General features: G+C 47.9%; 25 protein-coding genes. 6 read left to right on the top strand and 19 right to left on the bottom strand.

Annotated features, from left to right (window positions below):
• Positions 1-906, bottom strand: a complete 906-nt coding sequence (gene rnz, locus KNO99_RS10190; RefSeq protein WP_214748118.1) for a ribonuclease Z — start codon at positions 904-906, stop codon at positions 1-3.
• Positions 907-980: 74 nt separating this feature from the next.
• On the opposite strand from rnz, the gene KNO99_RS10185 reads away from it, so the two are divergent.
• Positions 981-1,154 (top strand): hypothetical protein, encoded by a 174-nt coding sequence (locus KNO99_RS10185; RefSeq protein ID WP_214748115.1) that lies wholly within the window; start codon positions 981-983, stop codon positions 1,152-1,154.
• 45 nt (positions 1,155-1,199) lie between these two features.
• On the opposite strand, the gene KNO99_RS10180 is transcribed toward KNO99_RS10185, so the two are convergent.
• Together KNO99_RS10180 and KNO99_RS10175 are read right to left on the bottom strand one after the other, a co-directional pair.
• The gene (locus tag KNO99_RS10180) at positions 1,200-2,327 is read right to left on the bottom strand and encodes a M20/M25/M40 family metallo-hydrolase (protein WP_214748291.1); all 1,128 of its coding nucleotides are present in this window, start codon (positions 2,325-2,327) and stop codon (positions 1,200-1,202) included.
• Positions 2,328-2,500: 173 nt separating this feature from the next.
• Positions 2,501-3,499 carry an aromatic acid exporter family protein gene (locus KNO99_RS10175; RefSeq protein ID WP_214748112.1) on the bottom strand — a complete coding sequence of 333 codons (999 nt, stop codon included), beginning with the start codon at positions 3,497-3,499 and terminating at the stop codon, positions 2,501-2,503.
• Positions 3,500-3,576: 77 nt separating this feature from the next.
• On the opposite strand from KNO99_RS10175, the gene KNO99_RS10170 reads away from it, so the two are divergent.
• On the top strand, positions 3,577-4,647 hold the full coding sequence (locus tag KNO99_RS10170) for an N-acetylglucosaminidase (protein WP_251131028.1): 1,071 nt from the start codon (positions 3,577-3,579) through the stop codon (positions 4,645-4,647).
• Between the two features lie 47 nt (positions 4,648-4,694).
• Here the strand turns inward: KNO99_RS10170 and KNO99_RS10165 are convergent, their stop codons facing one another.
• Entirely contained in the window at positions 4,695-5,309 is a 615-nt protein-coding gene (locus KNO99_RS10165) for a hypothetical protein (protein ID WP_214748109.1), read from the bottom strand.
• Positions 5,310-5,495: 186 nt separating this feature from the next.
• On the opposite strand from KNO99_RS10165, the gene fadH reads away from it, so the two are divergent.
• Positions 5,496-6,266 (top strand): 2,4-dienoyl-CoA reductase, encoded by a 771-nt coding sequence (fadH, locus tag KNO99_RS10160; protein ID WP_224862750.1) that lies wholly within the window; start codon positions 5,496-5,498, stop codon positions 6,264-6,266.
• Positions 6,267-6,304: 38 nt separating this feature from the next.
• Here fadH and KNO99_RS10155 read toward each other — a convergent pair whose 3' ends face one another.
• The 8 genes from KNO99_RS10155 to KNO99_RS10120 all read right to left on the bottom strand — a co-directional run bounded on the left by KNO99_RS10155 (position 6,305) and on the right by KNO99_RS10120 (position 12,047).
• Positions 6,305-6,874, bottom strand: coding sequence for an HD domain-containing protein (locus tag KNO99_RS10155; protein ID WP_224862752.1), 570 nt, complete (start codon positions 6,872-6,874; stop codon positions 6,305-6,307).
• Positions 6,875-6,882: 8 nt separating this feature from the next.
• On the bottom strand, positions 6,883-7,557 hold the full coding sequence (locus KNO99_RS10150; RefSeq protein WP_214748101.1) for a metal-dependent hydrolase: 675 nt from the start codon (positions 7,555-7,557) through the stop codon (positions 6,883-6,885).
• A gap of 30 nt (positions 7,558-7,587) precedes the next feature.
• On the bottom strand, positions 7,588-8,310 hold the full coding sequence (locus tag KNO99_RS10145; RefSeq protein ID WP_214748098.1) for an amino acid ABC transporter ATP-binding protein: 723 nt from the start codon (positions 8,308-8,310) through the stop codon (positions 7,588-7,590).
• A complete protein-coding gene (locus KNO99_RS10140) occupies positions 8,307-8,966 on the bottom strand; it encodes an amino acid ABC transporter permease (protein ID WP_012726548.1) in 660 nt (219 codons plus the stop codon). Before KNO99_RS10140 ends, KNO99_RS10145 begins: the two co-directional genes overlap by 4 nt.
• A 60-nt stretch (positions 8,967-9,026) precedes the next feature.
• Positions 9,027-9,818, bottom strand: coding sequence for a transporter substrate-binding domain-containing protein (locus KNO99_RS10135; protein ID WP_012726549.1), 792 nt, complete (start codon positions 9,816-9,818; stop codon positions 9,027-9,029).
• A 182-nt stretch (positions 9,819-10,000) separates the two neighbouring features.
• On the bottom strand, positions 10,001-10,342 hold the full coding sequence (locus KNO99_RS10130) for a DUF952 domain-containing protein (protein ID WP_074033280.1): 342 nt from the start codon (positions 10,340-10,342) through the stop codon (positions 10,001-10,003).
• Between the two features lie 56 nt (positions 10,343-10,398).
• The gene (locus KNO99_RS10125) at positions 10,399-10,827 is read right to left on the bottom strand and encodes a BrxA/BrxB family bacilliredoxin (RefSeq protein ID WP_214748095.1); all 429 of its coding nucleotides are present in this window, start codon (positions 10,825-10,827) and stop codon (positions 10,399-10,401) included.
• Positions 10,828-10,862: 35 nt separating this feature from the next.
• On the bottom strand, positions 10,863-12,047 hold the full coding sequence (locus KNO99_RS10120) for a class I SAM-dependent methyltransferase (protein ID WP_214748092.1): 1,185 nt from the start codon (positions 12,045-12,047) through the stop codon (positions 10,863-10,865).
• 99 nt (positions 12,048-12,146) lie between these two features.
• Between KNO99_RS10120 and KNO99_RS10115 the strand changes: the two genes are divergently transcribed.
• From KNO99_RS10115 to KNO99_RS10105, 3 genes are all read left to right on the top strand, one after another.
• Positions 12,147-12,920, top strand: a complete 774-nt coding sequence (locus KNO99_RS10115; RefSeq protein WP_214748088.1) for a sporulation protein — start codon at positions 12,147-12,149, stop codon at positions 12,918-12,920.
• A gap of 118 nt (positions 12,921-13,038) precedes the next feature.
• On the top strand, positions 13,039-13,419 hold the full coding sequence (locus KNO99_RS10110; protein WP_214748085.1) for a hypothetical protein: 381 nt from the start codon (positions 13,039-13,041) through the stop codon (positions 13,417-13,419).
• A gap of 16 nt (positions 13,420-13,435) precedes the next feature.
• Positions 13,436-13,651 (top strand): hypothetical protein, encoded by a 216-nt coding sequence (locus KNO99_RS10105; RefSeq protein WP_214748082.1) that lies wholly within the window; start codon positions 13,436-13,438, stop codon positions 13,649-13,651.
• Between the two features lie 43 nt (positions 13,652-13,694).
• Here the strand turns inward: KNO99_RS10105 and KNO99_RS10100 are convergent, their stop codons facing one another.
• Genes KNO99_RS10100 through yqiS form a run of 7 tightly spaced genes read right to left on the bottom strand, consistent with a single transcriptional unit; the run spans position 13,695 to position 21,550 of the window.
• Positions 13,695-15,011, bottom strand: a complete 1,317-nt coding sequence (locus tag KNO99_RS10100; protein WP_214748079.1) for a dihydrolipoamide acetyltransferase family protein — start codon at positions 15,009-15,011, stop codon at positions 13,695-13,697.
• A 12-nt stretch (positions 15,012-15,023) separates the two neighbouring features.
• Positions 15,024-16,001: an alpha-ketoacid dehydrogenase subunit beta gene (locus tag KNO99_RS10095; RefSeq protein WP_214748076.1), complete on the bottom strand. Its 978-nt coding sequence runs from the start codon at positions 15,999-16,001 to the stop codon at positions 15,024-15,026.
• On the bottom strand, positions 16,001-17,008 hold the full coding sequence (locus tag KNO99_RS10090) for a thiamine pyrophosphate-dependent dehydrogenase E1 component subunit alpha (RefSeq protein WP_371743086.1): 1,008 nt from the start codon (positions 17,006-17,008) through the stop codon (positions 16,001-16,003). Before KNO99_RS10090 ends, KNO99_RS10095 begins: the two co-directional genes overlap by 1 nt.
• Before the next feature lie 12 nt (positions 17,009-17,020).
• Positions 17,021-18,430, bottom strand: coding sequence for a dihydrolipoyl dehydrogenase (gene lpdA, locus KNO99_RS10085; protein ID WP_214748073.1), 1,410 nt, complete (start codon positions 18,428-18,430; stop codon positions 17,021-17,023).
• Positions 18,414-19,505 (bottom strand): butyrate kinase, encoded by a 1,092-nt coding sequence (gene buk, locus KNO99_RS10080; protein ID WP_214748070.1) that lies wholly within the window; start codon positions 19,503-19,505, stop codon positions 18,414-18,416. The genes lpdA and buk overlap by 17 nt, the downstream gene beginning before the upstream one ends.
• 1 nt (position 19,506) lies before the next feature.
• Positions 19,507-20,628: a Glu/Leu/Phe/Val family dehydrogenase gene (locus tag KNO99_RS10075; RefSeq protein ID WP_214748067.1), complete on the bottom strand. Its 1,122-nt coding sequence runs from the start codon at positions 20,626-20,628 to the stop codon at positions 19,507-19,509.
• A 25-nt stretch (positions 20,629-20,653) separates the two neighbouring features.
• A complete protein-coding gene (gene yqiS / locus KNO99_RS10070) occupies positions 20,654-21,550 on the bottom strand; it encodes a phosphate butyryltransferase (protein ID WP_214748064.1) in 897 nt (298 codons plus the stop codon).
• Positions 21,551-21,599 lie beyond the last annotated feature (49 nt).

Below are 21,599 nucleotides of genomic sequence, written 5' to 3'. Positions count from 1 at the left end.
TCAATCCCCCACTGTATATTCTAAAAAGTCGGTCGCAACTAAACTCGATGGAAAATCCGAAACGACCTCTTGTTCAAATTCTTCCTCTCGTCCGACATATCGAGCGGAAATATGCGTGACAATCAATTGGCCGACCGCAGACGCTTTCGCAAGTGTAGTCGCTTCACGCGTCGTCGAGTGACCATATTTTCGGGCGAGCGGTTGTTCACTTTCCATGAATGTCGCCTCATGAACGAGGAGGTCGGCCCCTTCTGCTAACAATCGCGCGTTCTCGCATGGCGTCGTGTCCCCAAGAATCGCAACGACTTTGCCCGGAGTCGGTTCAGTGACGTATTCTTTAGAATCGTACCATTTTCCTTCATATTCGAACCGTTCTTGTTCTTTGATTGTTTTATAGATGGGTCCACTTGGAATTCCAAGCTCTCTTACCCGATCGACGCGCAACGTTCCCGGTTTTTCCGGCCCCGTGACACGAAACCCATAAGAAGGGAACCGATGCTCTAATTTTCGCACAGTGATCGTATGACCGTCTTGCTCAAATGTGTCTCCGTCCGTGAATTCAATGACGTTCAACTCATAACCGAGATGAGAACCTGTGACGCGAAGTGTCGCTTCGAGCCATTTCTTTAATCCTTTCGGACCATAAACCGTGAGAGGATCCGTTCCGTCTAGCGCAGAGCGGGTCGATAAAAATCCAGGTAATCCGAACACATGGTCACCGTGCAAATGTGTCACCCATACCGCTGTCACTTTACGTGGTTTGACTTTCGTGTAGAGCATCTGATGTTGTGTCCCTTCCCCACAGTCGACCAACCAAGTGACTTTTGGCAAGACGAGCGCAAGACCTGACACATTGCGTTGTTTCGATGGCATACCCGAACCAGTTCCTAAAAACTGTAACTTCATAAATAAATTAGTCCTTTCTTCAAGTCCGTTCCATGCTATACTTGTGGTAATCGCTGAAAAGGATGTGATTTGTGATGACCAAGGCAGAACAACCCGAATCCATTTACGAGACGATTCGAGACCGTGCGGCTTTGATAAATCGCTTGCACCAACAGGAACAAGGCACCTCTATCCGAATTCACGACATAGCGATCGAACTTCATTGCACAGACGAGTTGATTTTAGAGTCTTTGGAGTTCGCAGCATAACAAGTACGAACACATACGAAGAGCCGACGAATGGTCGGCTCTTTTTTATTGCTTAGGTGATGCAACTTCTTCGACGATTGTGACGACATACTCGACGAGTTTATATAGCTCTTCAAGTGGCATCCGCTCGTTTGTCGTATGAATTTCTTCATAACCGACCGCTAAGTTGACTGTCGGAATCCCGCCACCGGCGATGACGTTCGCATCTGAACCGCCGCCTGAGTGCAAGATTCGTGTCGGACGTCCGATTGTCGCCGCCGCACGTTTTGCGACCTCGACAACTTCATCGCCTTCTTCAAACTTGAATCCCGGGTACATGATGTCGATGTCGACTTCAGCACGACCACCGAATGACTCCGCCACTTCGATATAGGCTTGCTTCATCGTTTCCGCCTGTTTCTCCATTTTCTCATGAATGAGCGAACGAGCCTCAGCGAGTACTTCGACATAGTCACAAACGATGTTTGTAGCACGTCCCCCTTCGAAGCGTCCGATGTTCGCCGTTGTTTCTTCATCGATTCGACCGAGTGGCATCTTCGCGATGGCTTTTGCTGCGATTTGAATCGCTGAAATCCCCTTCTCAGGAGCGACACCCGCATGAGCCGTCTTTCCATAAATCTTCGCGTTCACTTTCGCTTGTGTCGGTGCCGCGACGATGATGTCGCCGACTGGACCGTCCGAGTCAAGCGCAAAACCGAACTTCGCGTCGATTTTTGATAAATCCAAGACTTTCGCCCCGACGAGTCCTGATTCTTCTCCGACCGTAATCACGAATTGAATCTGACCGTGTGGAATCTGTTTTTCGTTCAACACGCGAACAAGCTCAATCATCGCCGTGAGACCTGTCTTATCATCCGCTCCGAGAATCGTTGTACCATCCGTGACGACATAACCATCTTTGATGCTCGTCTTGATTCCCTTACCAGGTGTCACCGTATCCATATGAGCTGTGAAGTAAATCGGATCAACATTCTCTTTCGTTGCAGGCAACGTGATGATCAAATTGTTACCAGAATGTGCTGTCTTCGTTGATGCATCGTCTTCATACACATCACATCCAAGCTCTGTGAATACCGCTTTCAAGTGTTCACAAATGACAGCTTCTTCCTTCGTTTCTGAATCGATGCCGACCAATTCTAAAAATGTGTCGAGCACACGTGTCTCGTTTACCATAAACAACATCCCTCCATCCAAACATTTCTTGACCATTATAACAAACTCCCTTAGATTGCACGAATCTTTTCCATTCTGTACAATGATGGCAAACACGTACATGGAGGCAAGTTATGAAGAAAAAGCAAAAAAGACGACAACGCATCATTCAAATTGGCGTCATCGTCATCGTCTCAATCTTTTTGATCAGCACGTTTCTCTCGAGCATGACCATGTTCTTTTAAGAGCAAAATATAACGCTCTTTCAAGATCAAGTAACTTTTCACATCTGATAAAATATTTAACAAGGATGAGCGTACCTCAAATTCTTCACGTGTTGTGGGGAGAGGTACGTTTTTTCGATAATGTTCAATCATTTCTTCAAGTTCTTGCAGAAAAATGGAAGCGTCAGCCTGCTCGTTCACGTGGTCCCCGACACGACGCAAAAATGTTGCGACGGGTTTTGCTTCATTGACGACCATGGTGATCTCTCTTGCGTTATCAGCGACCCGCTTCAAAATATCGTATTGTCGCTCCCGCATTCGGAAGTAGAGATAGTCCATATCTTCATTCCGTTTCCCAATGGAGTTACCCATACGACGAAGGGCCAAATCTTTCCCTTCTTTCAAATAGTCCCGTGTCTTGATGAGCATCATCGAATGATTGTTATACACACCGGTCTCGACACATGCCGCCACATCGTAAAAGAGTACGGCAAGCGATCGGTCGATACTATCTTTGATACGCTCGATTTCACGGTCTAGCGTCGGCATATACATGTTGACGACGAGTCCAACCCCGACACCAATCGCGATGAGCAATAACTCGTTGATGAACAATTCAAGCGAGAACTGTGCCTCGGTATAAAGATGCGTCAAGATCACGACACTCGTAATGAGTCCATCTTGCAGTTTCAGTTGTTGTACGAGTGGAATGAAGATGACAAAATAAAGTGTGAGCGTCACCGGTGAATAACCAAGTAACGTAAACATTGCGGCACCCATCCCGATGGCGAGAAGACTCGCCATGACGCGCTCATACGAGGCGCGAATGGATTTCTTGCGTGTCTCTTGAATACTCAAAATGGCGATAATAGCAGCAAATACAAAATAATCAAGATGAATCGTCTCGGAAATGAGCATTGCGATACCCGCTGCGACCGCGGTTTTTAACGTCCGCGTTCCAATTTTCATACTGATTTCCCCCTTCTCCATCAAATTGTTGACTAAATCAACTCGTTTGGCAATTCAAAAGTTTGGAAGTGATCTGATTGAAACGAAAGAAAAAACGTACGATTTGGCCGATGATTGCGACGCTTAGTCTCGCCATCGCGGCATTTTTATGGATTCAGTCCGGCCGTGAAGACACGTATACTGTCGAAACCGTCACGAACGGAGACCGTGTCACACGGTCGTTCGAATCTCTTGCTGAGGCAAAACGCTATATGGCAGCCGGAAACAACCGCACCTTATTCTCCCCTTCTGGAGAAGTTCTCGACTTCACAGGCACCGGTGTGGTCGTTACTCCAAGCGATGCCATCACGAACCTTTACGAAGATCAATCGTTTAAAAAACGACAGTCATATGTCGCTGGTGGCACAAGACTTCAACTCCTTGAACGAGGCGAAAACCATTTAAAAGTACGCATATCAGGCGCAGATGTCTATGTGAAACCGGATCAAATGGCATTGTTCCCAGAAGCCGTCGTGGAAAGACGTGGTTACTATGAGATTCGAAATGGTGAAGTGTATCATTCCGTCGAGGCGAATGCGAATCTCGCCGGCACGTTTCTTGTCGGACCGACAGAAAAACGCTCAAATGATCGTTTTTATACGGAACGTGTCCGAGACGTCTTCGACTCTCCCTATCAATTCGCTTCGATCCGATCATCGTCACCCTATTCCGCCAAAGCGTTCGATCAGTATTTACAATCCATCGACTCGCCACTCGTTGGAGAGGGTGACGCCTTCAAACGTGCGGAAGAAACGTATGGCATTAATGCCTTATTCCTACTCGCTGTAGCCGGTCATGAGTCGAGGTTTGGGACGTCCGACATTGCACGGGAAAAACGTAACTTGTTCGGATTCCGGGCAACAGATGACGACCCGAGCGGCAATGCCACAACCTTTGAGACGGTTGAAGCGAGCGTTGACGCGGCTGCCGAACTGTTCGCCACAAAATATGTAAAAGGTCAATACGCACGCGGAGATTACCCTGGTAACAAACAAGAAGGAATTAACATCTTTTACGCCTCAGACCCGTATTGGGGTGAGAAGGTCGCCGGTACGATGTATGCCATCGATCGCGAACTTGGCTTGGAACAATTGAAACAAATGAAATGAACAGTAGCCCGGCTCAAATGAGTCGGGCTGATTGATGTATCATTGATTCATAGAGTATCCTTCACTTCTTTTTCGTAAAGCTCGATGAGACGATTGTTGTCGAGCACTTGCTCACTTGACTCTTCATATCGTTCCGTGATGAGTGGAATCAGCTTTTCCCATACGACCCACTTCATATATTGATCACGATCATTATTATGATTCAGCTCATATACACTCATTTCTTTTGCCTCGGCATACCGTCTTTGTGACTCGACTACCTCCGCATCAGGTCCTCGTTCAATCCAACCATCGACTTCTTCATCTGTTACGACGACCCCATACTCGTCTTTCGCATGAGTCAACCAAGCACGTTCAAAATCAGCTTGCTCTGTAGCGCGCGTTATGAGCCTGTTTATATCAATGCTTTCATCAAACAGTTTCATCTCCACGTACAATCGTTCTGCCAACTTCCGTTCGAAATCGTTTTTGATTTGCGGGGCCACATCGCGTTGGAAATCAGTTAAGATACCTTTTAGTTCGCCCACAGTCATTTCAGGAACGGCCTTTGTTTCGACTTGAGAATTCGTCACCTTTTCAATCGGTTCGGACAAATCATCATCTCTCATATTCGTAAAAACGAGCGCTATCACAACTAGAATACTGAAAATAGATATCCCCATCAGTCGCCTCATGGCTTAGCAGCTCCCTCCAATTGATTGACATCATCTTACGCACTTCAATCGTATCATATTCTATATACGCATCTTGTCGAAGAAATGATTCAACACCAAATGACATCGGATTGAAGGAATTTCAAATCAGAAGACGAATACATAGAATGAACGACCATTCATTTTCAAGGGGGAATCAATATGAAAACGATTTGGATTACCGGGGGATCGTCTGGTATGGGGAAAGCCATGGCATTAAAATTTAAGCAAGAAGGATGGAATGTCGCCATCAGTGGTCGAAACGAGGAACGACTACTAGAAGCGATGGACGAACTGAACGCTATTGAAGCAGGTCAAGCGATGAGTGTGCAGCATGATGTTCGTGATTATGAAGGATGCGCTCAAGCACTCGCTGACATCGTATCCGCTTACGGACCGGTTCACGCACTCGTCAACAACGCGGCAGGTAATTTCGTCTGTCCGACACTTGATTTGTCTCCGAACGGTTGGGCGAGCGTCATTGACATCGTCTTGAACGGCACATTCAACTGCACTCATGTTCTCGGGAAACATTGGGAAGCAGAAGAATTACGAGGCGGGTCAATCATTAACATGGTCGCCTCGTATGCATGGCAAGCAGGTCCTGGTGTCGCACCGAGTGCGGCAGCGAAAGCAGGCGTCCTCAATTTGACGAGAACGCTCGCAGTCGAATGGGGCTATCAGTTCGGGGCCCGTGTCAATGCGATCAGCCCAGGACCGATTGAACGGACAGGCGGCGCGGAAAAACTCGTGTCTCATGTGAAAGAAGTAGAGCGGATTCGCCGCAACGTCCCGCTCGGACGCTTTGGGACACCGGAAGAAATCGCCGACTTGGCCTTTTGGATGGCCTCTGACGAGATGCGTTATTTAAACGGGGATTGTATTTCTCTTGACGGCGGCCACTGGCTCAATAAACATCCATTTTAATCAAAAGGACGACCGAGACATGCATCCCGGTCGTCCTTTTAAACGTCTACTCCATCCCACTCTTCGTGAAATTGCACCAAAAAGCGCTCCATGAACACATGACGTGACATCGCCAATTGTTTCGCTTTTACGGTGTGCATCCTAGACGCCAGTTTCAACAATTTATCTTGAAAATGTTGAATGGCACTCTGATCTGACAAATCGAGCGGTGTTCCGCGAGAACCAGCGTATTGGAACGTTCGCGCAATCCCAATGGCTCCGATGGCATCAAGACGATCGGCGTCCTGCAAAATTTCACTTTCGCGAGTCGTTGGTTGCCTTCCTTTTGAGAAAGACACTTCATCAATTAAAGTCAGCACCAAGTTTGCTTGCTCTTCAGTGATTTCTAGAGAAGTCAAATGTTGTTTGATGAGTCCTTTCGGTCGACCGAACTTATGGTCTTCCACGTCATGTAAATATGCAGCAAGGATGAGCACTGTCTCGTCGACAGGCTCATCCTTCATCAAGCGCTCCACCAGTCGGACGACGCGCTCAATATGAGCGGTGTCATGCCCTGTATGGTCTTCTGCATGAATTTGTTCGACGAACGTTTTCGTCGCTTGTATCATATCCACGCTTAAATCTCGATCGTCGTGTTCGGTTCAATCAAAAGACCACGGCGATGTAACTGGTCGCAGAATGCTTGAGCGTCCTGCTTGATTGGCGGGAACGTATCAAAGTGGATTGGGACGACCCGTTTGGCTTGGAGCCACTGCGCCGCGTCTAATGCATCTGCAGGTCCCATCGTAAAATTGTCTCCGATTGGAAGGAAGGCGACATCGATTTCGAAACGTTCTCCGTACATTTTCATATCCGAGAACAGGCTCGTATCCCCAGCGTGATAGAGCGTCAGCTCATTCGTCTCAATGATGAATCCAGCTGGCATTCCCATATAGATCGGTGTGTCACCCATATCGAAACTCGAGCTATGAAAGGCTTGCGTCATCGTGACGCGTCCGAACGGGAAGGCGTGTCCGCCACCGATGTTCATTCCGTGTACAGAAAAACCTTTTTTCTCATAATAGGTCGCGAGCTCATGCGTCGCCACAATCGTCGCACCCGTTTCTTTCGCGATCAATTCGACATCTTCGATATGATCAAAGTGAGCATGGGTGAGCAACAAATAGTCTGGGCGTAGTGTAGAAGGGTCTACTTCCGTATGAGGGTTACTCGTCAAAAATGGATCAATCAACACGTTTACGCCATCGATCTCAAATCCTACTGTCGCGTGTCCATAATAAGTGATTTTCATGTGCATTCATCCTTCCTTCTTAAGTTCAGATTACAACACTTTTTCTAAGAAACGTTTCGCACGGTCTGTCTGCGGGTTCAACAACAAGTCGGCAGGTTTTCCTTCTTCCATCAAAATTCCTTCGTCAAGGAAGAGGACACGGTCTGCCACTTCACGAGCAAAGCCCATTTCGTGTGTGACGACAACCATCGTCATCCCTGTCTCAGCTAACCCTTTCATGACATCGAGTACTTCGTTGACCATCTCAGGGTCAAGTGCCGAAGTCGGCTCATCGAATAACATGACGTTTGGTTCCATCGCCAAAGCACGTGCGATCGCGACACGTTGTTTTTGTCCACCCGATAATTGGCTCGGGTAGGCGTCGATTTTCTCAGAGAGACCGACACGTTCGAGCAATTTTTTCGCACGTTCGAGTGCTTCAGTCTTACTAACTTTCAAGACGTTGACCGGTGCGTACGTCAAATTGTCCAATACGCTCATATGCGGGAAGAGGTTGAACTGTTGGAACACCATCCCGATATTTTGGCGAGCCTTCGCGACGTTCGCCCCTTTTTTCGTAAGTTCGAATCCATCCACACTGACCGTCCCGCTCGTCGGGATTTCTAGCATGTTCAAGCAACGCAGAAATGTCGATTTACCAGACCCAGACGGTCCGATGACGGCGACCACTTCACCACGCTCAATCGTCGTCGTGATTCCCTTCAATACTTCTAAGTCACCAAATTGTTTGTGTAGGTCTTTAACTTCGATCATCTTCCATCACTCTTTCTTAACCGTTTTTCTAGACGTTGTCCAAGATACGTCAAGATCATCACTATCGTAAAGTATATCACACCGGCGAATAGAAGCGGTTCGAAGTAGATCGCCTTCTGCCCACCGACAATCTGTGCGCGGCGCATAATATCGAGTACGCCGACCGTCGAGACGAGGGCCGACTCTTTTGTCAACGTGATCATCTCGTTGACGAGGGCGGGCAAGATATTCTTGAACGCCTGCGGCAAGATGATTGAACGTAATTGTTTGACGTATGGGACACCTAAGGCATCAGATGCTTCCCATTGGCCTTTATCGACCGCTTGAATACCAGCACGAATAATCTCTGAAATATACGCCCCTGAGTTTAATGAGAAGGCGATGACTGCCGATTGATATGGTGTCGTGATATAGCCAGTCAATTGCGGCAACCCGAAGTGAATGATGGCAAGTTGCAAGATGAGTGGCGTCCCACGGAATACAGCCGTGTATGCATGTCCAATAAAGTTGATGAGACGATTCGGTACGATTTTCAGTGTTGCAACGACAATACCAAGTGAGATCCCGATCAATGCCGAGACGATGACCACTTGGAACATGACTGGGATCCCCTCAAGTATGTAAGGGATCGAATCATAAATCCGGCTAAAATCCATTGTAAGTTCCTCCTAAAAAAAGGCTGACCGATTCATCTTCAGTCAGCCTCGTACGATTCATTATTCGGCTGGTGCAGCCTCTTCTTCAAACCATTTTTGTGCTAACTCTTCGATTTCTCCACTGTCGATCATCTTCTTCAACTCTTCGTTGAATTGATCGCGGAGTTCATCGTCTTTACGGAAGGCAGCAGCAGAGCCCGCTTCTTCTTCGTCCACGATTTCAAATGTTGTCAATTCGCTGTCTTGCTCGAGGTATTTCTTCGCGACCGTATCTTCGATGACCATTGCGTCAATACGTCCTGTCTTGATTTCCTGGATGATCTCAGGAATTTTGTTCAATGAGACGATTTCAGCGTCTGTGATTTGATCCTGTGCGATTCCTTCTTGAATCGAACCAAGCTGGACACCAATCTTTTTGCCTTTCAAATCTTCAAGTGATTGAAGCGAATCATCTTTTGATAAGATCAAGTTCACCGCTGTGAAATAGATATCCGAGAAATCAGCATTTTCTTTACGCTCTTCTGTCGGTGTCATACCAGCCATGACGAAGTCGACACGACCCGCGTTGAGGGCTCCGAGCAAGCTTCCGAAGTCCATATCTTCAATTTTCAATTCATATCCCATGTTTTCCGCCACTTTTTTGGCGATGTCGATATCAAATCCGACGATTTCGTCGCCGTTCGCTGTGTCAACGAATTCATAAGGGAAGTAATCGGCACTTGTACCCATGACGATGACTTTGTCATCCTCACCATCGGTCGATGTCGATCCTCCTTCGTTCACGTCTGCCCCACATGCGACTGAGAACGCGGCCAGTCCTGCTAAACATAATGCTAGAAAACCTTTTTTCATCTTCATCTCCCTTTCATAGTTGAATGATAATTATCAGAACTTTAACAAAATTATGACATATGTGTGAACGTAGCTCAACTGTTCTAGGACACATCAGTTGTCCGACTTGTGTCTTCAACCACTATATACACATAATTATTACTTGTAAAGTATATTCATGCATTTTATACAAAAAAAGAAGGTCACATTCGCTCGAAAGCGAAATATGTGACCGTTCCATTGTCGCGAGACCCATATGGTTGGACTTGTTTAACGGATGACATTGGGATGGCACTATAAACGTGCGGATAACGTTCCCCATCCTCATCTAACTCATAATGTAACAGTTGCCCAAGACGATTGACGTAAAGGGAGACGAGCACGACCGCTTCTCCCGGATACGACGCTTTGACGACCTTTCCGATCTGTTGCGGTGTACAACATTTAATCGTCCCTTCCGATTGAAGCGACGGTTCATTGATCTCACCGCGTGACAGGGCAATCATATATTCTGCCTCTGTCATAATTTTGATGACTGGTTCCATATACACTGCCCCTTTTCACAAAAGCGCAAAGGCAGTGCCTTTGCGCCGATGCTTGATTATGCGAAGTAGATATCGAATAATGTTTTTAATTGGTCGACGAGTTCTTCCGCAGTTGACGACTCGATTTCACTACGCTCTACCATCGTCACGATGTTTCCATCCTCGAGGAGGGCAATCGATGGTGAAGACGGTGCATATCCTTCGAAATACTCACGTGCACGATCTGTTGCTTCACGGTCTTGACCTGCAAACACGGTCACGAAATGGTCAGGTTTGACGCCTTCCATCTTGTTTACGTAAGCCGCGGCCGGACGAGCAATCCCGCCTGCACAACCACAAACCGAGTTAACGAGTACAAGTGTCTTCCCTTCTTTTTTCAGTGCCCCGTCTACTTCTTCCGGTGTCGTGAGCTCTGTGTATCCTGCAGCACGCACTTCGTTACGCGCTTGTTCGACTACATCTTGAAAATATAATTGAAAATCCATGTTGTTTCCCCTTTCGACATTTCGTCTATACTACCTTATTTTACGTCTTGTTCTACCTCGAGGACAAGTCTATCGCTCAATTCACGTTCTAAGAACGGATCTGCCTGTAACATTTGTTTAAAGGCGAGGTAACGAGCCTTCGTCTCATCACTCGCTACACGATTCGTCCAATAGGCACGAATCATGATGTTTTTTGGCGTATGCTCGAGGTCGATGAACTCCAGTAACTGAGCTTCATAACCGACAAGTCCAAGAAGTTCAGCCCGAATCGAATCTGTCGCGAGCGAGGCGAACCGTTCTTTGATCAATCCGTGCTGGAGCATCACGTCTAGATTCGGTGCTTGAAGTTGACGATTTAACTCCTTCTGACAGCAAGGGACGCTCAAGATGACTTTCGCCCCCCAGCGGACGGCACGGGCCAATGCCATGTCGGTCGCCACGTCACATGCATGAAGCGTCACGACCATATCGACAGCTGTCTCCCCTTCATATTCATTGATGTCTCCAACTAAGAACTCGAGTCGCTCATATCCTAAGTCTTTTGCAATCGATGCACATTCTTCGATGACTTCTTTTTTCAAATCGAGACCTGTGATATGAACATCATATCCTTTCATCTCATGTAAAAAGTGATAGAGCGCGAACGTCAAATACGACTTCCCTGAACCGAAATCCAAGATTCGGACGGTACGGTCTGTCGGCAAGTGTTTAAGCGAGTCCTCAATGAACTCAAGGAAGCGGTTGATTTGTTTAAACTTGTCATACTTTTGACGCTTCACTTTCCCATCACTCGACTGAATGCCGAGTCGAATTAAGAATGGGACTGGTTCGTCAAGTGGTAGCACATATTGTTTTTCCCGATTGTGGCTCAACTGAATTTCTTTTTGAGCTGTCTGTCTCTCTTTAAAGGTCACTTTAAATTTTTTGGATAACTGAAATTGAAGGTCAGACTCTTTTAATTGAAATTGTCCCTGTCTGAACGTTTCAAGAAGGTCGAACAATTCTTCTATAGCCTCATCCGGTGGTAAGTTTTTATGGTTCATCACCCGTTCGTACTGATATTCGAACTGGATGTGGTATGCATTCCGAAGCATGACCGGTTTCAATTTGACGCGTCTGAGATCACTTGATTTTTGACGGGGTTGACTGATTGTCGCCGACACGAGATGATTTGATTGGATCACGTCTTCGAGACGTTCTTGTAACGCTTTATATTCCAATGGATTCAATCCTTTTTTAGAAATTTTGAAACATATTGTTTCACCTGTCCGTACATACTATTACACGAAGATGACGTTACGTCAAAGGAGGATACACATATGTTTAAAAAGATTTTATCATCAATCGGAATCGGTGCCGCAAAAGTCGACACACGTTTGAATGAAAGCCATTGTACACCCGGTGGTGAACTCAATGGAGTAGTCCATGTAGAAGGAGGTTCAGTCGAACAGTCGGTCGACAGCATCTATCTGTTCTTCAACACGCTGTATAAACATGAGGTCAACGACAAGTCGACATACTCGACGTTCACAATCGAAAAGATTTTATTGAATGAGGCTCCATTTATGATTGGACCTGGAGAAGTGAAAGAGATCCCGTTCACGGTCAACGTCCCGTTTAATACCCCACTCTCTGTTAGCCAATCGAAATCATGGATTGAGACCGGGCTTGATATCGCCCAAGCCGTCGATCCAAAAGATGAAGATGCGATTACGGTACAACCGAACGCTTCACAACAAATCATTTTAGATGCGATGGACGAACTCGGTTTCCGCCTGAAGAAAGCCGACACAGAGATGCTCCCGGCACGCCATCGCTCAGGTCGTCTTCCGATTGCACAAGAACTCGAATATTCAGCGAACGGCTCACGTTTTGGGCGTCAGTTAGATGAAGTCGAAGTCGTCATCTTACAAGAAGAGGATTCGATTGAATTACTCATACAAGTCGACCGCAGTGTCCACGACCTCGGTAGTCTTTTCGCTGATTTGACGGGAACGGACGAGTCGACACATCGTGTCCGCTATGATGTCGCTCAATTGTCGCAAGCTGAAGTTCGTCGCGACATCGAATCGATGATCGAGCAATCGATATAAAGAACTCACCGACACGCCATTTCTATGAATGGCGTGTTTTCCTGAGATGTTGAATTTTATCATCCATTATTTTACAATAAACACATAGAATCAACCCTTTTTTGGAGGTGACTACATCTTGTTCGCTTTAATAATGATTGGGAGTTTCGGTCTTGCAACGCTTGCCTTACCGATTCTAGAGACTAGTCTTTCTGATTCACTCGCTTTCTTCACGCTTGGTGGGCTCGAAGTGTTGATTGGTTTGATTGCCATGTGTCTCATGCGCAATCCGTCGTCAAACGCCTTATCCTTCATGAAGTTCATGCCCTATCTTGTACTATTGATTCATTTCCCTGCCTCACTCCTTTTGCTTTGGATTTCTTCGGTCAGACATGATGGGGTCTCTGCATTTTCATTAAACTATGTCTTCATATACTGGATGTTCCTGCTCCTGTTCGTCGTGATCAGCAGATTGACGTATCTTGCCTATCAACGACGATTTCAGAAGGCGCTTGATTAGAAAGGATGATTCAACGTTGGATTTACTTCAGTTACTCCAAGACCGAGCAATCCCGCTTACACTATTCGCGACGCTCGGCCTATTCAGTCTCGTGTTTGCATTTTCACTCTATAAATCCAAACAACGACTCTCCAAAGGACTCGTCACAATAGGCATGTCCTTGTCGTTCCTTCTCTTACTGATCTCAGCCGCAAGCTTCGTCTTCACGGTATTCCTTGGCTATAACTCATGAAAAATGGAGGCACCCCGCTGGGAGCGCCTCCATTTTGTATGAATCAATACACGGTATATGTGTCCGGATCGATCGATTCGAGCGACTGCTTGATCGCTTGCAAGAATTGCCCTGCGACGAGACCGTCGAGGACGCGATGGTCGACCGACATACAAAGGTTGACCATATCGCGTGCCGCGAACATTCCGTTCATCCAGACCGGACGCTTCACAATCGACTCGACTGATAGGATTGCCGCTTGTGGGTAGTTCAAGATTGGTGCCGATTGGATTGAGCCAAACGCCCCTGTGTTGTTGATCGTGAACGTGCCGCCACGCATCTCTTCAGCTTTCAAGCGATTCTCACGCGCACGTGACGCTACGTCTTGAAGCGCCACAGCGAGTCCTTTGATATTCTTCTCATCCGCTTGACGAATGACCGGTACATACAGGGCGTCGTTTGCCGCGACGGCCACAGACAGATGGATGTCTTGGTGAACTTTGATGTGATCGCCTGCCCACTCCGAGTTCATCATCGGATACTTCTTAAGCGCCTCGATGGCCGCTTTCATGAAGAACGGCATGAACGTCAATTTGACCCCTTCCCGCTTCATGAAGTCATCTTTTAACTTCGCACGTGCCTCGACGAGGTTCGTCACATCGACTTCAATCATGAGCCATGCGTGAGGCGCCTCATGCTTCGAGCGAACCATATTGTTCGCAATCGCTTGACGCACACCAGCTGTCGGAATCGTTTCGTATCGACCTGTAGATGTCGAGGCAGCCGGTTGTGAAGGCTCGACGGCAGGACGTGGTGCCTCAGTCGGAACATCCATTTTTGTTTGTACCATTGTCTCTTGGACAGGTGCTTGTGTCGCTTTCTCAGGAGTTGATGCAGGACGTCCTTCTGATAAGTAACGAAGAATGTCTTTCCGCGTGATCCGACCACCTAGACCGCTTCCGCTCAATTCATTCAAATCGATGTTGTTCTCATTGGCGAGTCGGATGACGGCAGGAGAATATCGACCGTTCCCACTCTGTTTTTTCGGAGCCGTCGCGACAGCTTGCTTCGCTTCAGATGGAACTGACGGTGCCGCTTCCGCGACTGGTTCTGTCTTCGTCTCAGTCACAGCTTCCTCTGCACTTTCGACTTCCATCGTTAGGACAGGTGTCCCGACACTGACCGTCTCACCTTCTGGAATGAGAAATTCTTTTACGATTCCTGCACTTGTTGCCGGGATTTCCGCCGTGACTTTGTCCGTCATGACTTCGGCGAGTGGTTCATATTCTTCCACACGGTCGCCCGGTTTGACGAGATAGGTCGTAATCGTGCCTTCCGTCACACTCTCACCGAGTTGGGGCATTGTAATCGTTTGTTCCATGGAGACGCCTCCTTAAAACGCGGCGAGCTGACGCGCCCGCTCGGCAATTTTTTCTGGGGATACGATAAAGAATTTTTCCATTGGTGGTGCATATGGCATAGCCGGAACATCAGGACCCGCTAAGCGTTCAATCGGCGCATCGAGTTCAAAGAGCGCCTTCTCTGCGATAATCGCCGCGACTTCTCCAATGATGCTTCCTTCTTTGTTGTCCTCTGTCACGAGTAACACTTTACCGGTCTTCTTGACCGACTCGATGATCGCATCCTGGTCGAGCGGATAGACGGTACGAAGATCAATAATATGCGTGCTGATTCCTTCCTCTTCGAGTGTTTTCGCAGCTTCTTGTGCCATATGGACACAAAGACCGTACGTGATGATTGTGATATCGTCACCTTCACGTTTGACCGCAGCCTTACCGATTTCAACCGTGTATTCGTCAGTCGGCAAGTCCGCTTTCAAAAGACGATAGGCACGCTTATGTTCGAAGAAGAGGACAGGGTCGTTCGAACGGATTGCTGCTTTCAACAAGCCCTTCGCATCGACTGGGTCTGATGGAATGACGACTTTAAGACCTGGCGTCGAACTGAACATCGCCTCGACAGATTGCGAGTGATAGAGTGCCCCGTGAATGCCACCACCGAAAGGAGCGCGGATGACCATCGGACACGTCCAGTCGTTGTTTGAGCGGTATCGAATTTTTGCCGCTTCCGATACGATTTGGTTCACTGCTGGCATAATAAAGTCTGCGAATTGCATTTCTGCAATCGGACGCATGCCGTACATGGCAGCCCCGACTCCTACACCGGCAATCGCACTTTCAGCGAGCGGTGCGTCGATGACACGGTCTTCACCATACTTCTCAATCAAGCCTTGTGTGGCACGGAATACACCACCACGTACGCCGACGTCTTCCCCGACGACGAAGACGTTTTCGTCGCGCTCCATTTCCTCATGAATCGCTTCATTGATCGCTTCGATAAACGTTTTCATCATTTTTCCTCCTCATAGACGTAATCCAATGCAGATTCAGGTGATGCGTACGGTGCTTTGTCTGCATATGTCGTCGCTTCATTCACTTCAGCATCGATTTGTGCATCGATTTCGGCAAGTGTATCCGCTGTTGCAATACCGTCGTTCACCAGTCGTTGACGGAACAATTGAATTCCATCCCGCTCTTTTAATCCGGCCAATTCTTCAGCTGAACGGTATGCTTTGTCATCATCATCTGATGAGTGTGGTACGAGACGCTCGACTTCTGCTTCGATTAACGTCGGTCCTTCTCCGCGAAGTGCACGTTCACGCGCTTCCTTCACGACCGCATATACAGCAATCGGGTCTGTCCCGTCGACTGTCACACCTGGCATGCCGTAGCCTTTTGCACGATCTGATACGCGCTCGCATGCCAACTGTTTCGTAAGTGGCACCGAAATCGCATACTTGTTGTTCTCACAGAACAAGATGACCGGTAATTTATGGACACCAGCAAAGTTTGCCCCTTCGTGGAAATCACCTTGGTTCGAAGAGCCTTCTCCGAACGAGACGAACGTGACGAGTTCTTCTTTTTTCATCTTCGCCGCAAGTGCAATCCCGACCGCATGAGGGACTTGTGTCGTAACCGGAGATGAACCCGTCACGATGCGATGTTCTTTCGAGCCGAAGTGACCAGGCATCTGACGACCACCCGAGTTCGGGTCTTCCGCTTTCGCAAATGCCGATAACATCAAGTCTCTTGATGTTTGACCGAAGTGAAGGACAACCGCCACATCACGATAGTAAGGCAAGACGTAGTCGATTCCTTTCTCGAGCGCAAACGCCGCACCGACCTGCGCAGCTTCTTGTCCTTGACATGAAACGACGAACGGGATTTTCCCGGCGCGGTTCAACTTCCACATCCGTTCATCAATCTTACGGGCGCGTATCATCGTTTCATACATCGCCAATAAATCTTGTTTGGTTAAACCAAGCTCTTCATATGAGTTTACAGTCATCTGTTCCATCCTTGTTCCTCCTTAGGCGTGAATCGGTAATCCATCGACGGCAAGTGCCGCTTCTTGGAAGGCTTCGCTTAATGCAGGATGTGGGTGCACAAGTTGTCCCATCTCCCAAGCTGTCGCGTTCAAGACGAGCGCGAGTCCACCTTCTGTGATGAGTTCAGTCGCTTTCGGTCCGACGATATGAACACCGAGAAGGTCATCTGTTTCTTTGTCCGAAACGAGTTTGACGAATCCGTCGGCTTGTCCTTCAATCCGCGCTTTCCCGAGTCCGTTGAATCGATACGTCCCCGTCTTCACATCACGTCCGGCATCTTTTGCCGCCTCTTCCGTCAAGCCGACCGAAGCGACTTCAGGAACGCTATATACACAACGTGGGATGAGCGCGTAATCGAGTGGTGTCGGTTCAAGTCCAAGAATCGTTTCGACCGCCTTCACGCCTTCGGCAGACGCGACGTGAGCGAGTTGTAATTTTCCGATGCAATCCCCGATTGCGAAGATATGACGTTCTTTCGTTCGATACTGACTATCGACTTGAATGATCCCATTTTCTACGACGATAGAAGTGTTTTGAAGTCCTAAGTCTTCAGTGTTGGCAACTCGGCCAACCGAGACGAGGACACAGTCTACTTGTAACATCTCTTCCCCGACAGCAAGCTCCACTGTATTTTCGTGAATCAATGTTCGTTCGGCGTCGACCGTCACGCTCTTCTTCACACGGACGCCACGCTTCTTCAATAGACGTTCCACCTCACGAGAGACCGCCTTGTCCTCAAGTGGAAGTAATCGATCTCCTACTTCGATCAACGTCACGTTCACATCTAAATCGACGAGCATGGACGCCCATTCGACTCCGATGACACCACCACCGACAATCGCAATCGATTCAGGTAGTGTCTCAAAATTGAGGAGGTCGTCCGAGTTTAAGATACGTTCGTGATTGAACGGCAATCCAGGAAGTTCACGCGGAATCGAACCTGTTGCGATAATCAATTGGTTTGGCAAGATGAGTTCTGACTCACCGCTTTCATCTTCAACGGATACGGTCCCAGGTTGTGGCGAGAAAATACTTGGTCCAAGGATCGAGGCTTTTCCGCGAAACACTTCAATTTTTCCTTGTTTCATCAAGTGCTCGATTCCTTTTTCAAGACCAGCCACAAGATCGCGTTTATACGTTTGGGCTCGTTCCATGTTGAACGTCACACTTCCCGTTTCTACGCCGTACGTTGCCCCCTGTTTCGCCGTTTGATAGACATGGGCTGCTTTTAGAAGAGCTTTCGTAGGGATGCAACCTCTATGTAAGCAGGTGCCGCCTAATTTTCTCGCCTCGACGATTGCGACAGATTTACCAGCCTGTGCAGCTTTGATCGCAGCCACATATCCTCCTGGTCCTCCACCAATGACGACAACATCAAATTCTCGTGCCATGTGTATCCCCCTCATATTCTCTTGCGGTCTCTTCCTTCTCAATGACGCGAAGTGCCCCTTCTGCCAAGGCTTTCAATTCATCTTCGCCTGGATAAACGTATACCGGCGCGAGGAATGCGACACGCTCTTTAATCTTGTCAGTCAGCCAGTCAGAATAAGCGATCCCACCTGTCAATAAGATGGCATCCACTCGACCACTGAGCGTCGCACCATGTTTTGAAATCTCTTGTGCGACACGGTAAGCCATCGTCTCATAAAGGAGTCTCGCCTCATCATCTCCCGATTCCATTCGTTGCTCAATCTCAATCGCATCGAATGTACCGAGGTGTGCGAACAACCCACCTTGACCGACAATTTTCTTTTTCATTTCCGATTCTTTATACCTGGTACTATAACATAGTTCTACTACCTGTCCAACAGGAATTGAGCCTGCCCGTTCTGGAGCAAGTGGCCCATCACCGTCTAGTCCGTTGTTCACATCGATGACGCGTCCATGCTGATGCGCACCGACCGTAATCCCTCCGCCCAAGTGAGCGACAATCAAATTCAGCTCATTGTAATCGCTTCCATTTTCAGTCGCAAAGCGTTTGGCGACGGCTTTTTGATTCAGGGCATGAAAGATACTACGGCGATCGATGTCGGCCATCCCGGTCTTTCTTGCCAACTCATGCATCTCATCGACAACGACAGGGTCAACGATGAAACTCGGTATTCCCTCTTGCTCGCCTATTTTGGATGCAATCAATCCTCCTAGGTTAGACGCATGCATACCGAATCTTCCGCTCGTTAAGTCCTCTCGCATCAAATCATTGACGGTATACGTTCCTGATGTCATCGGTGCAAGCAAGCCACCACGACCGACAATCGCGGTCAAATCGTTGACCGCGATGCCAGTCTCTTCTAACAAGGCACGCACTTCTTGCTCACGATGAGGTAACTGCTCAGGAAGGCTGAGACCGGTCACGTCAATTTCATGGCGGACAGTACGTGTCATCACTTCTTCCTTCCCATCAAACAATCCAACTTTTGTCGAGGTCGACCCTGGGTTGATTGCAAGAATTAGCCGTTTTGTCATCTTAGCGTCTCCCTAGAATACTTTTTTCAACTTTCAGGAACTGACTACGTGAACGTGCCATCATGTGAATCCGTTCTTCGGCCATCTTGTCAGCCGCCACGTGCGTCGGTACTCCATCACGCTCCGCGATTTCAAAGACACGCATCATGTTGTCATAGATGAGTTCGACTTTCTTCATTGCCCGTTCACGGTTGTAACCTTCAAGTTCGTCCGCGACGTTGATGACACCTCCAGCGTTGATGACAAAGTCTGGCGCGTAGAGGATCCCGCTCTCGTCAAGTACATCCCCGTGACGATCTTCAGCCAATTGGTTGTTTGCGGCACCCGCAACGATTTGGGCTTTCAATTGTGGAATCGTTTTGTCGTTGATGACTGCACCGAGTGCACATGGAGCGAAAATGTCACACTCGACTGCATAAATCTCATCTGGTTTGACGACCGTCGCACCAAAGTCTGCTTCCGCACGTTTGAGCGCTTCTTCGTTGATGTCTGTCACAATCAAATGCGCGCCTTCTTCGTGGAGGTGACGACATAAGTTGTAGGCTACGTTACCGACACCTTGCACGGCAACCGTCTTCCCTGCGAGTGAGTCTGTTCCGAACTTCCATTTCGCAGCGGCTTTCATACCGCGGTAGACGCCATACGCCGTTACTGGTGATGGGTTACCACTTGAACCGAAAGCAGGGCTGACTCCTGTGACGTAATCTGTCTCCATATGGATGAAGTCCATGTCAGCAACCGTCGTATTCACATCTTCAGCAGTGATGTAACGTCCGCTGAGTGATTGTACGTAACGACCGAATGCGCGGAAGAGAGCTTCTGACTTGTCCGTCTTTGCATTCCCAATGATGACAGCCTTCCCTCCACCGAGATTGAGACCGGCTGCAGCATTTTTATAAGTCATTCCTTTTGCGAGACGCAACACGTCTGTGAGTGCTTCTTGCTCTGACTCATAATTCCACATACGAAGTCCGCCGAGTGCTGGACCGAGTGTCGTATCGTGAATCGCAATGATTGCTTTTAGACCAGACGCTTGGTCTTGGCAGAATACGATTTGTTCATAATCCTCAGATTGTAAGACATCAAAAATACGGAAGCGTGGTTCTGTGTTTGTTTCCATCATGATCAATTCCTCCTGTTAAGTACGATTAGTTTTTGGCATGTAACAAAGCGAATGCGAGGGAATAAAGTTTCGCCTCCGCTGTATCGGCACGACTCGTCAATACGACAGGGGCAGATGCGCCAACGACAATCGCCGCAACGCTCGCCTCTGCGAAATACATGATTGATTTATAAAGGACGTTGCCGACCTCTATGTATGGTACGACTAATAAATCTGCTTGCCCCGCTACTTCACTATTGATTCCTTTTTGTTTCGCTGCGACCATATCGACCGCGTTATCAAGGGCGAGCGGTCCATCTACAATACAGCCTTTGATTTGTCCCCGACGATTCATCTGACTGAGCAACGCGGCATCGAGCGTCGCGTTCATCTGAGGATTGACAACCTCAACAGCCCCAATCGCTGCGACTTTTGGCGATTCGTAACCGATGTCATGCATCGCTTCTACCGCATTATGAATGATTTCGACCTTTTCTTCGAGCGTTGGCGCGATATGGATTGCAGCATCGGTCACACCAATCAATTTTTCCCGATTTGGAATTTGAAAGAGTGCGATATGACTGAGCGTCCGGTTCGTCCGAAGACCGGCCTCTCGATTGAGGACGGCTTTCATGAATGTCGATGTCGACACCATCCCTTTCATGAGCACATCCGCCTCTTTGTTTTTCACGGCTAGTGCAGCACGTCTGGCAATTTCTACATCACCTTTTGCATGTAAAATATCGACGTCTGACTCATCGATTCCATACTGTTCACATAACTTTCGGATTTCCCGGGCTTCACCAAATAAAATGAAACGTGACAATCCATGATCTGTGGCAAGTTTTACGGCTCGGATTACTTCTTCATCCGCTGCCCCCGCAATGGATACCGTACAACCCTCTAGTTGCTTTGCGTTCGTCAGCATCCGTTCAAAATTCATCATTGTCCCCCCTTGCTCTCTACACTATAACATAAGCAAGTTTGTTTCC

It is taken from the genome of Exiguobacterium sp. s189 (assembly GCF_018617615.1).
In the GTDB taxonomy this organism is placed as follows: domain Bacteria; phylum Bacillota; class Bacilli; order Exiguobacteriales; family Exiguobacteriaceae; genus Exiguobacterium; species Exiguobacterium aestuarii_A.
This window is presented reverse-complemented; position numbering and strand designations above follow the sequence as displayed.

Excerpts from the sequence above, each read along its gene's own strand:
- rnz (WP_214748118.1), bottom strand. The coding sequence starts at position 906 with ATGAAGTTACAGTTTTTAGGAACTGGTTCGGGTATGCCATCGAAACAA.
- KNO99_RS10185 (WP_214748115.1), top strand. The coding sequence starts at position 981 with ATGACCAAGGCAGAACAACCCGAATCCATTTACGAGACGATTCGAGAC.
- KNO99_RS10180 (WP_214748291.1), bottom strand. The coding sequence starts at position 2,327 with ATGGTAAACGAGACACGTGTGCTCGACACATTTTTAGAATTGGTCGGC.
- KNO99_RS10175 (WP_214748112.1), bottom strand. The coding sequence starts at position 3,499 with ATGAAAATTGGAACGCGGACGTTAAAAACCGCGGTCGCAGCGGGTATC.
- KNO99_RS10165 (WP_214748109.1), bottom strand. The coding sequence starts at position 5,309 with ATGGGGATATCTATTTTCAGTATTCTAGTTGTGATAGCGCTCGTTTTT.
- KNO99_RS10155 (WP_224862752.1), bottom strand. The coding sequence starts at position 6,874 with ATGATACAAGCGACGAAAACGTTCGTCGAACAAATTCATGCAGAAGAC.
- KNO99_RS10150 (WP_214748101.1), bottom strand. The coding sequence starts at position 7,557 with ATGAAAATCACTTATTATGGACACGCGACAGTAGGATTTGAGATCGAT.
- KNO99_RS10145 (WP_214748098.1), bottom strand. The coding sequence starts at position 8,310 with ATGATCGAAGTTAAAGACCTACACAAACAATTTGGTGACTTAGAAGTA.
- KNO99_RS10140 (WP_012726548.1), bottom strand. The coding sequence starts at position 8,966 with ATGGATTTTAGCCGGATTTATGATTCGATCCCTTACATACTTGAGGGG.
- KNO99_RS10135 (WP_012726549.1), bottom strand. The coding sequence starts at position 9,818 with ATGAAAAAAGGTTTTCTAGCATTATGTTTAGCAGGACTGGCCGCGTTC.
- KNO99_RS10130 (WP_074033280.1), bottom strand. The coding sequence starts at position 10,342 with ATGGAACCAGTCATCAAAATTATGACAGAGGCAGAATATATGATTGCC.
- KNO99_RS10125 (WP_214748095.1), bottom strand. The coding sequence starts at position 10,827 with ATGGATTTTCAATTATATTTTCAAGATGTAGTCGAACAAGCGCGTAAC.
- KNO99_RS10115 (WP_214748088.1), top strand. The coding sequence starts at position 12,147 with ATGTTTAAAAAGATTTTATCATCAATCGGAATCGGTGCCGCAAAAGTC.
- KNO99_RS10100 (WP_214748079.1), bottom strand. The coding sequence starts at position 15,011 with ATGGAACAAACGATTACAATGCCCCAACTCGGTGAGAGTGTGACGGAA.
- KNO99_RS10095 (WP_214748076.1), bottom strand. The coding sequence starts at position 16,001 with ATGAAAACGTTTATCGAAGCGATCAATGAAGCGATTCATGAGGAAATG.
- KNO99_RS10090 (WP_371743086.1), bottom strand. The coding sequence starts at position 17,008 with ATGGAACAGATGACTGTAAACTCATATGAAGAGCTTGGTTTAACCAAA.
- lpdA (WP_214748073.1), bottom strand. The coding sequence starts at position 18,430 with ATGGCACGAGAATTTGATGTTGTCGTCATTGGTGGAGGACCAGGAGGA.
- buk (WP_214748070.1), bottom strand. The coding sequence starts at position 19,505 with ATGACAAAACGGCTAATTCTTGCAATCAACCCAGGGTCGACCTCGACA.
- KNO99_RS10075 (WP_214748067.1), bottom strand. The coding sequence starts at position 20,628 with ATGATGGAAACAAACACAGAACCACGCTTCCGTATTTTTGATGTCTTA.
- yqiS (WP_214748064.1), bottom strand. The coding sequence starts at position 21,550 with ATGAATTTTGAACGGATGCTGACGAACGCAAAGCAACTAGAGGGTTGT.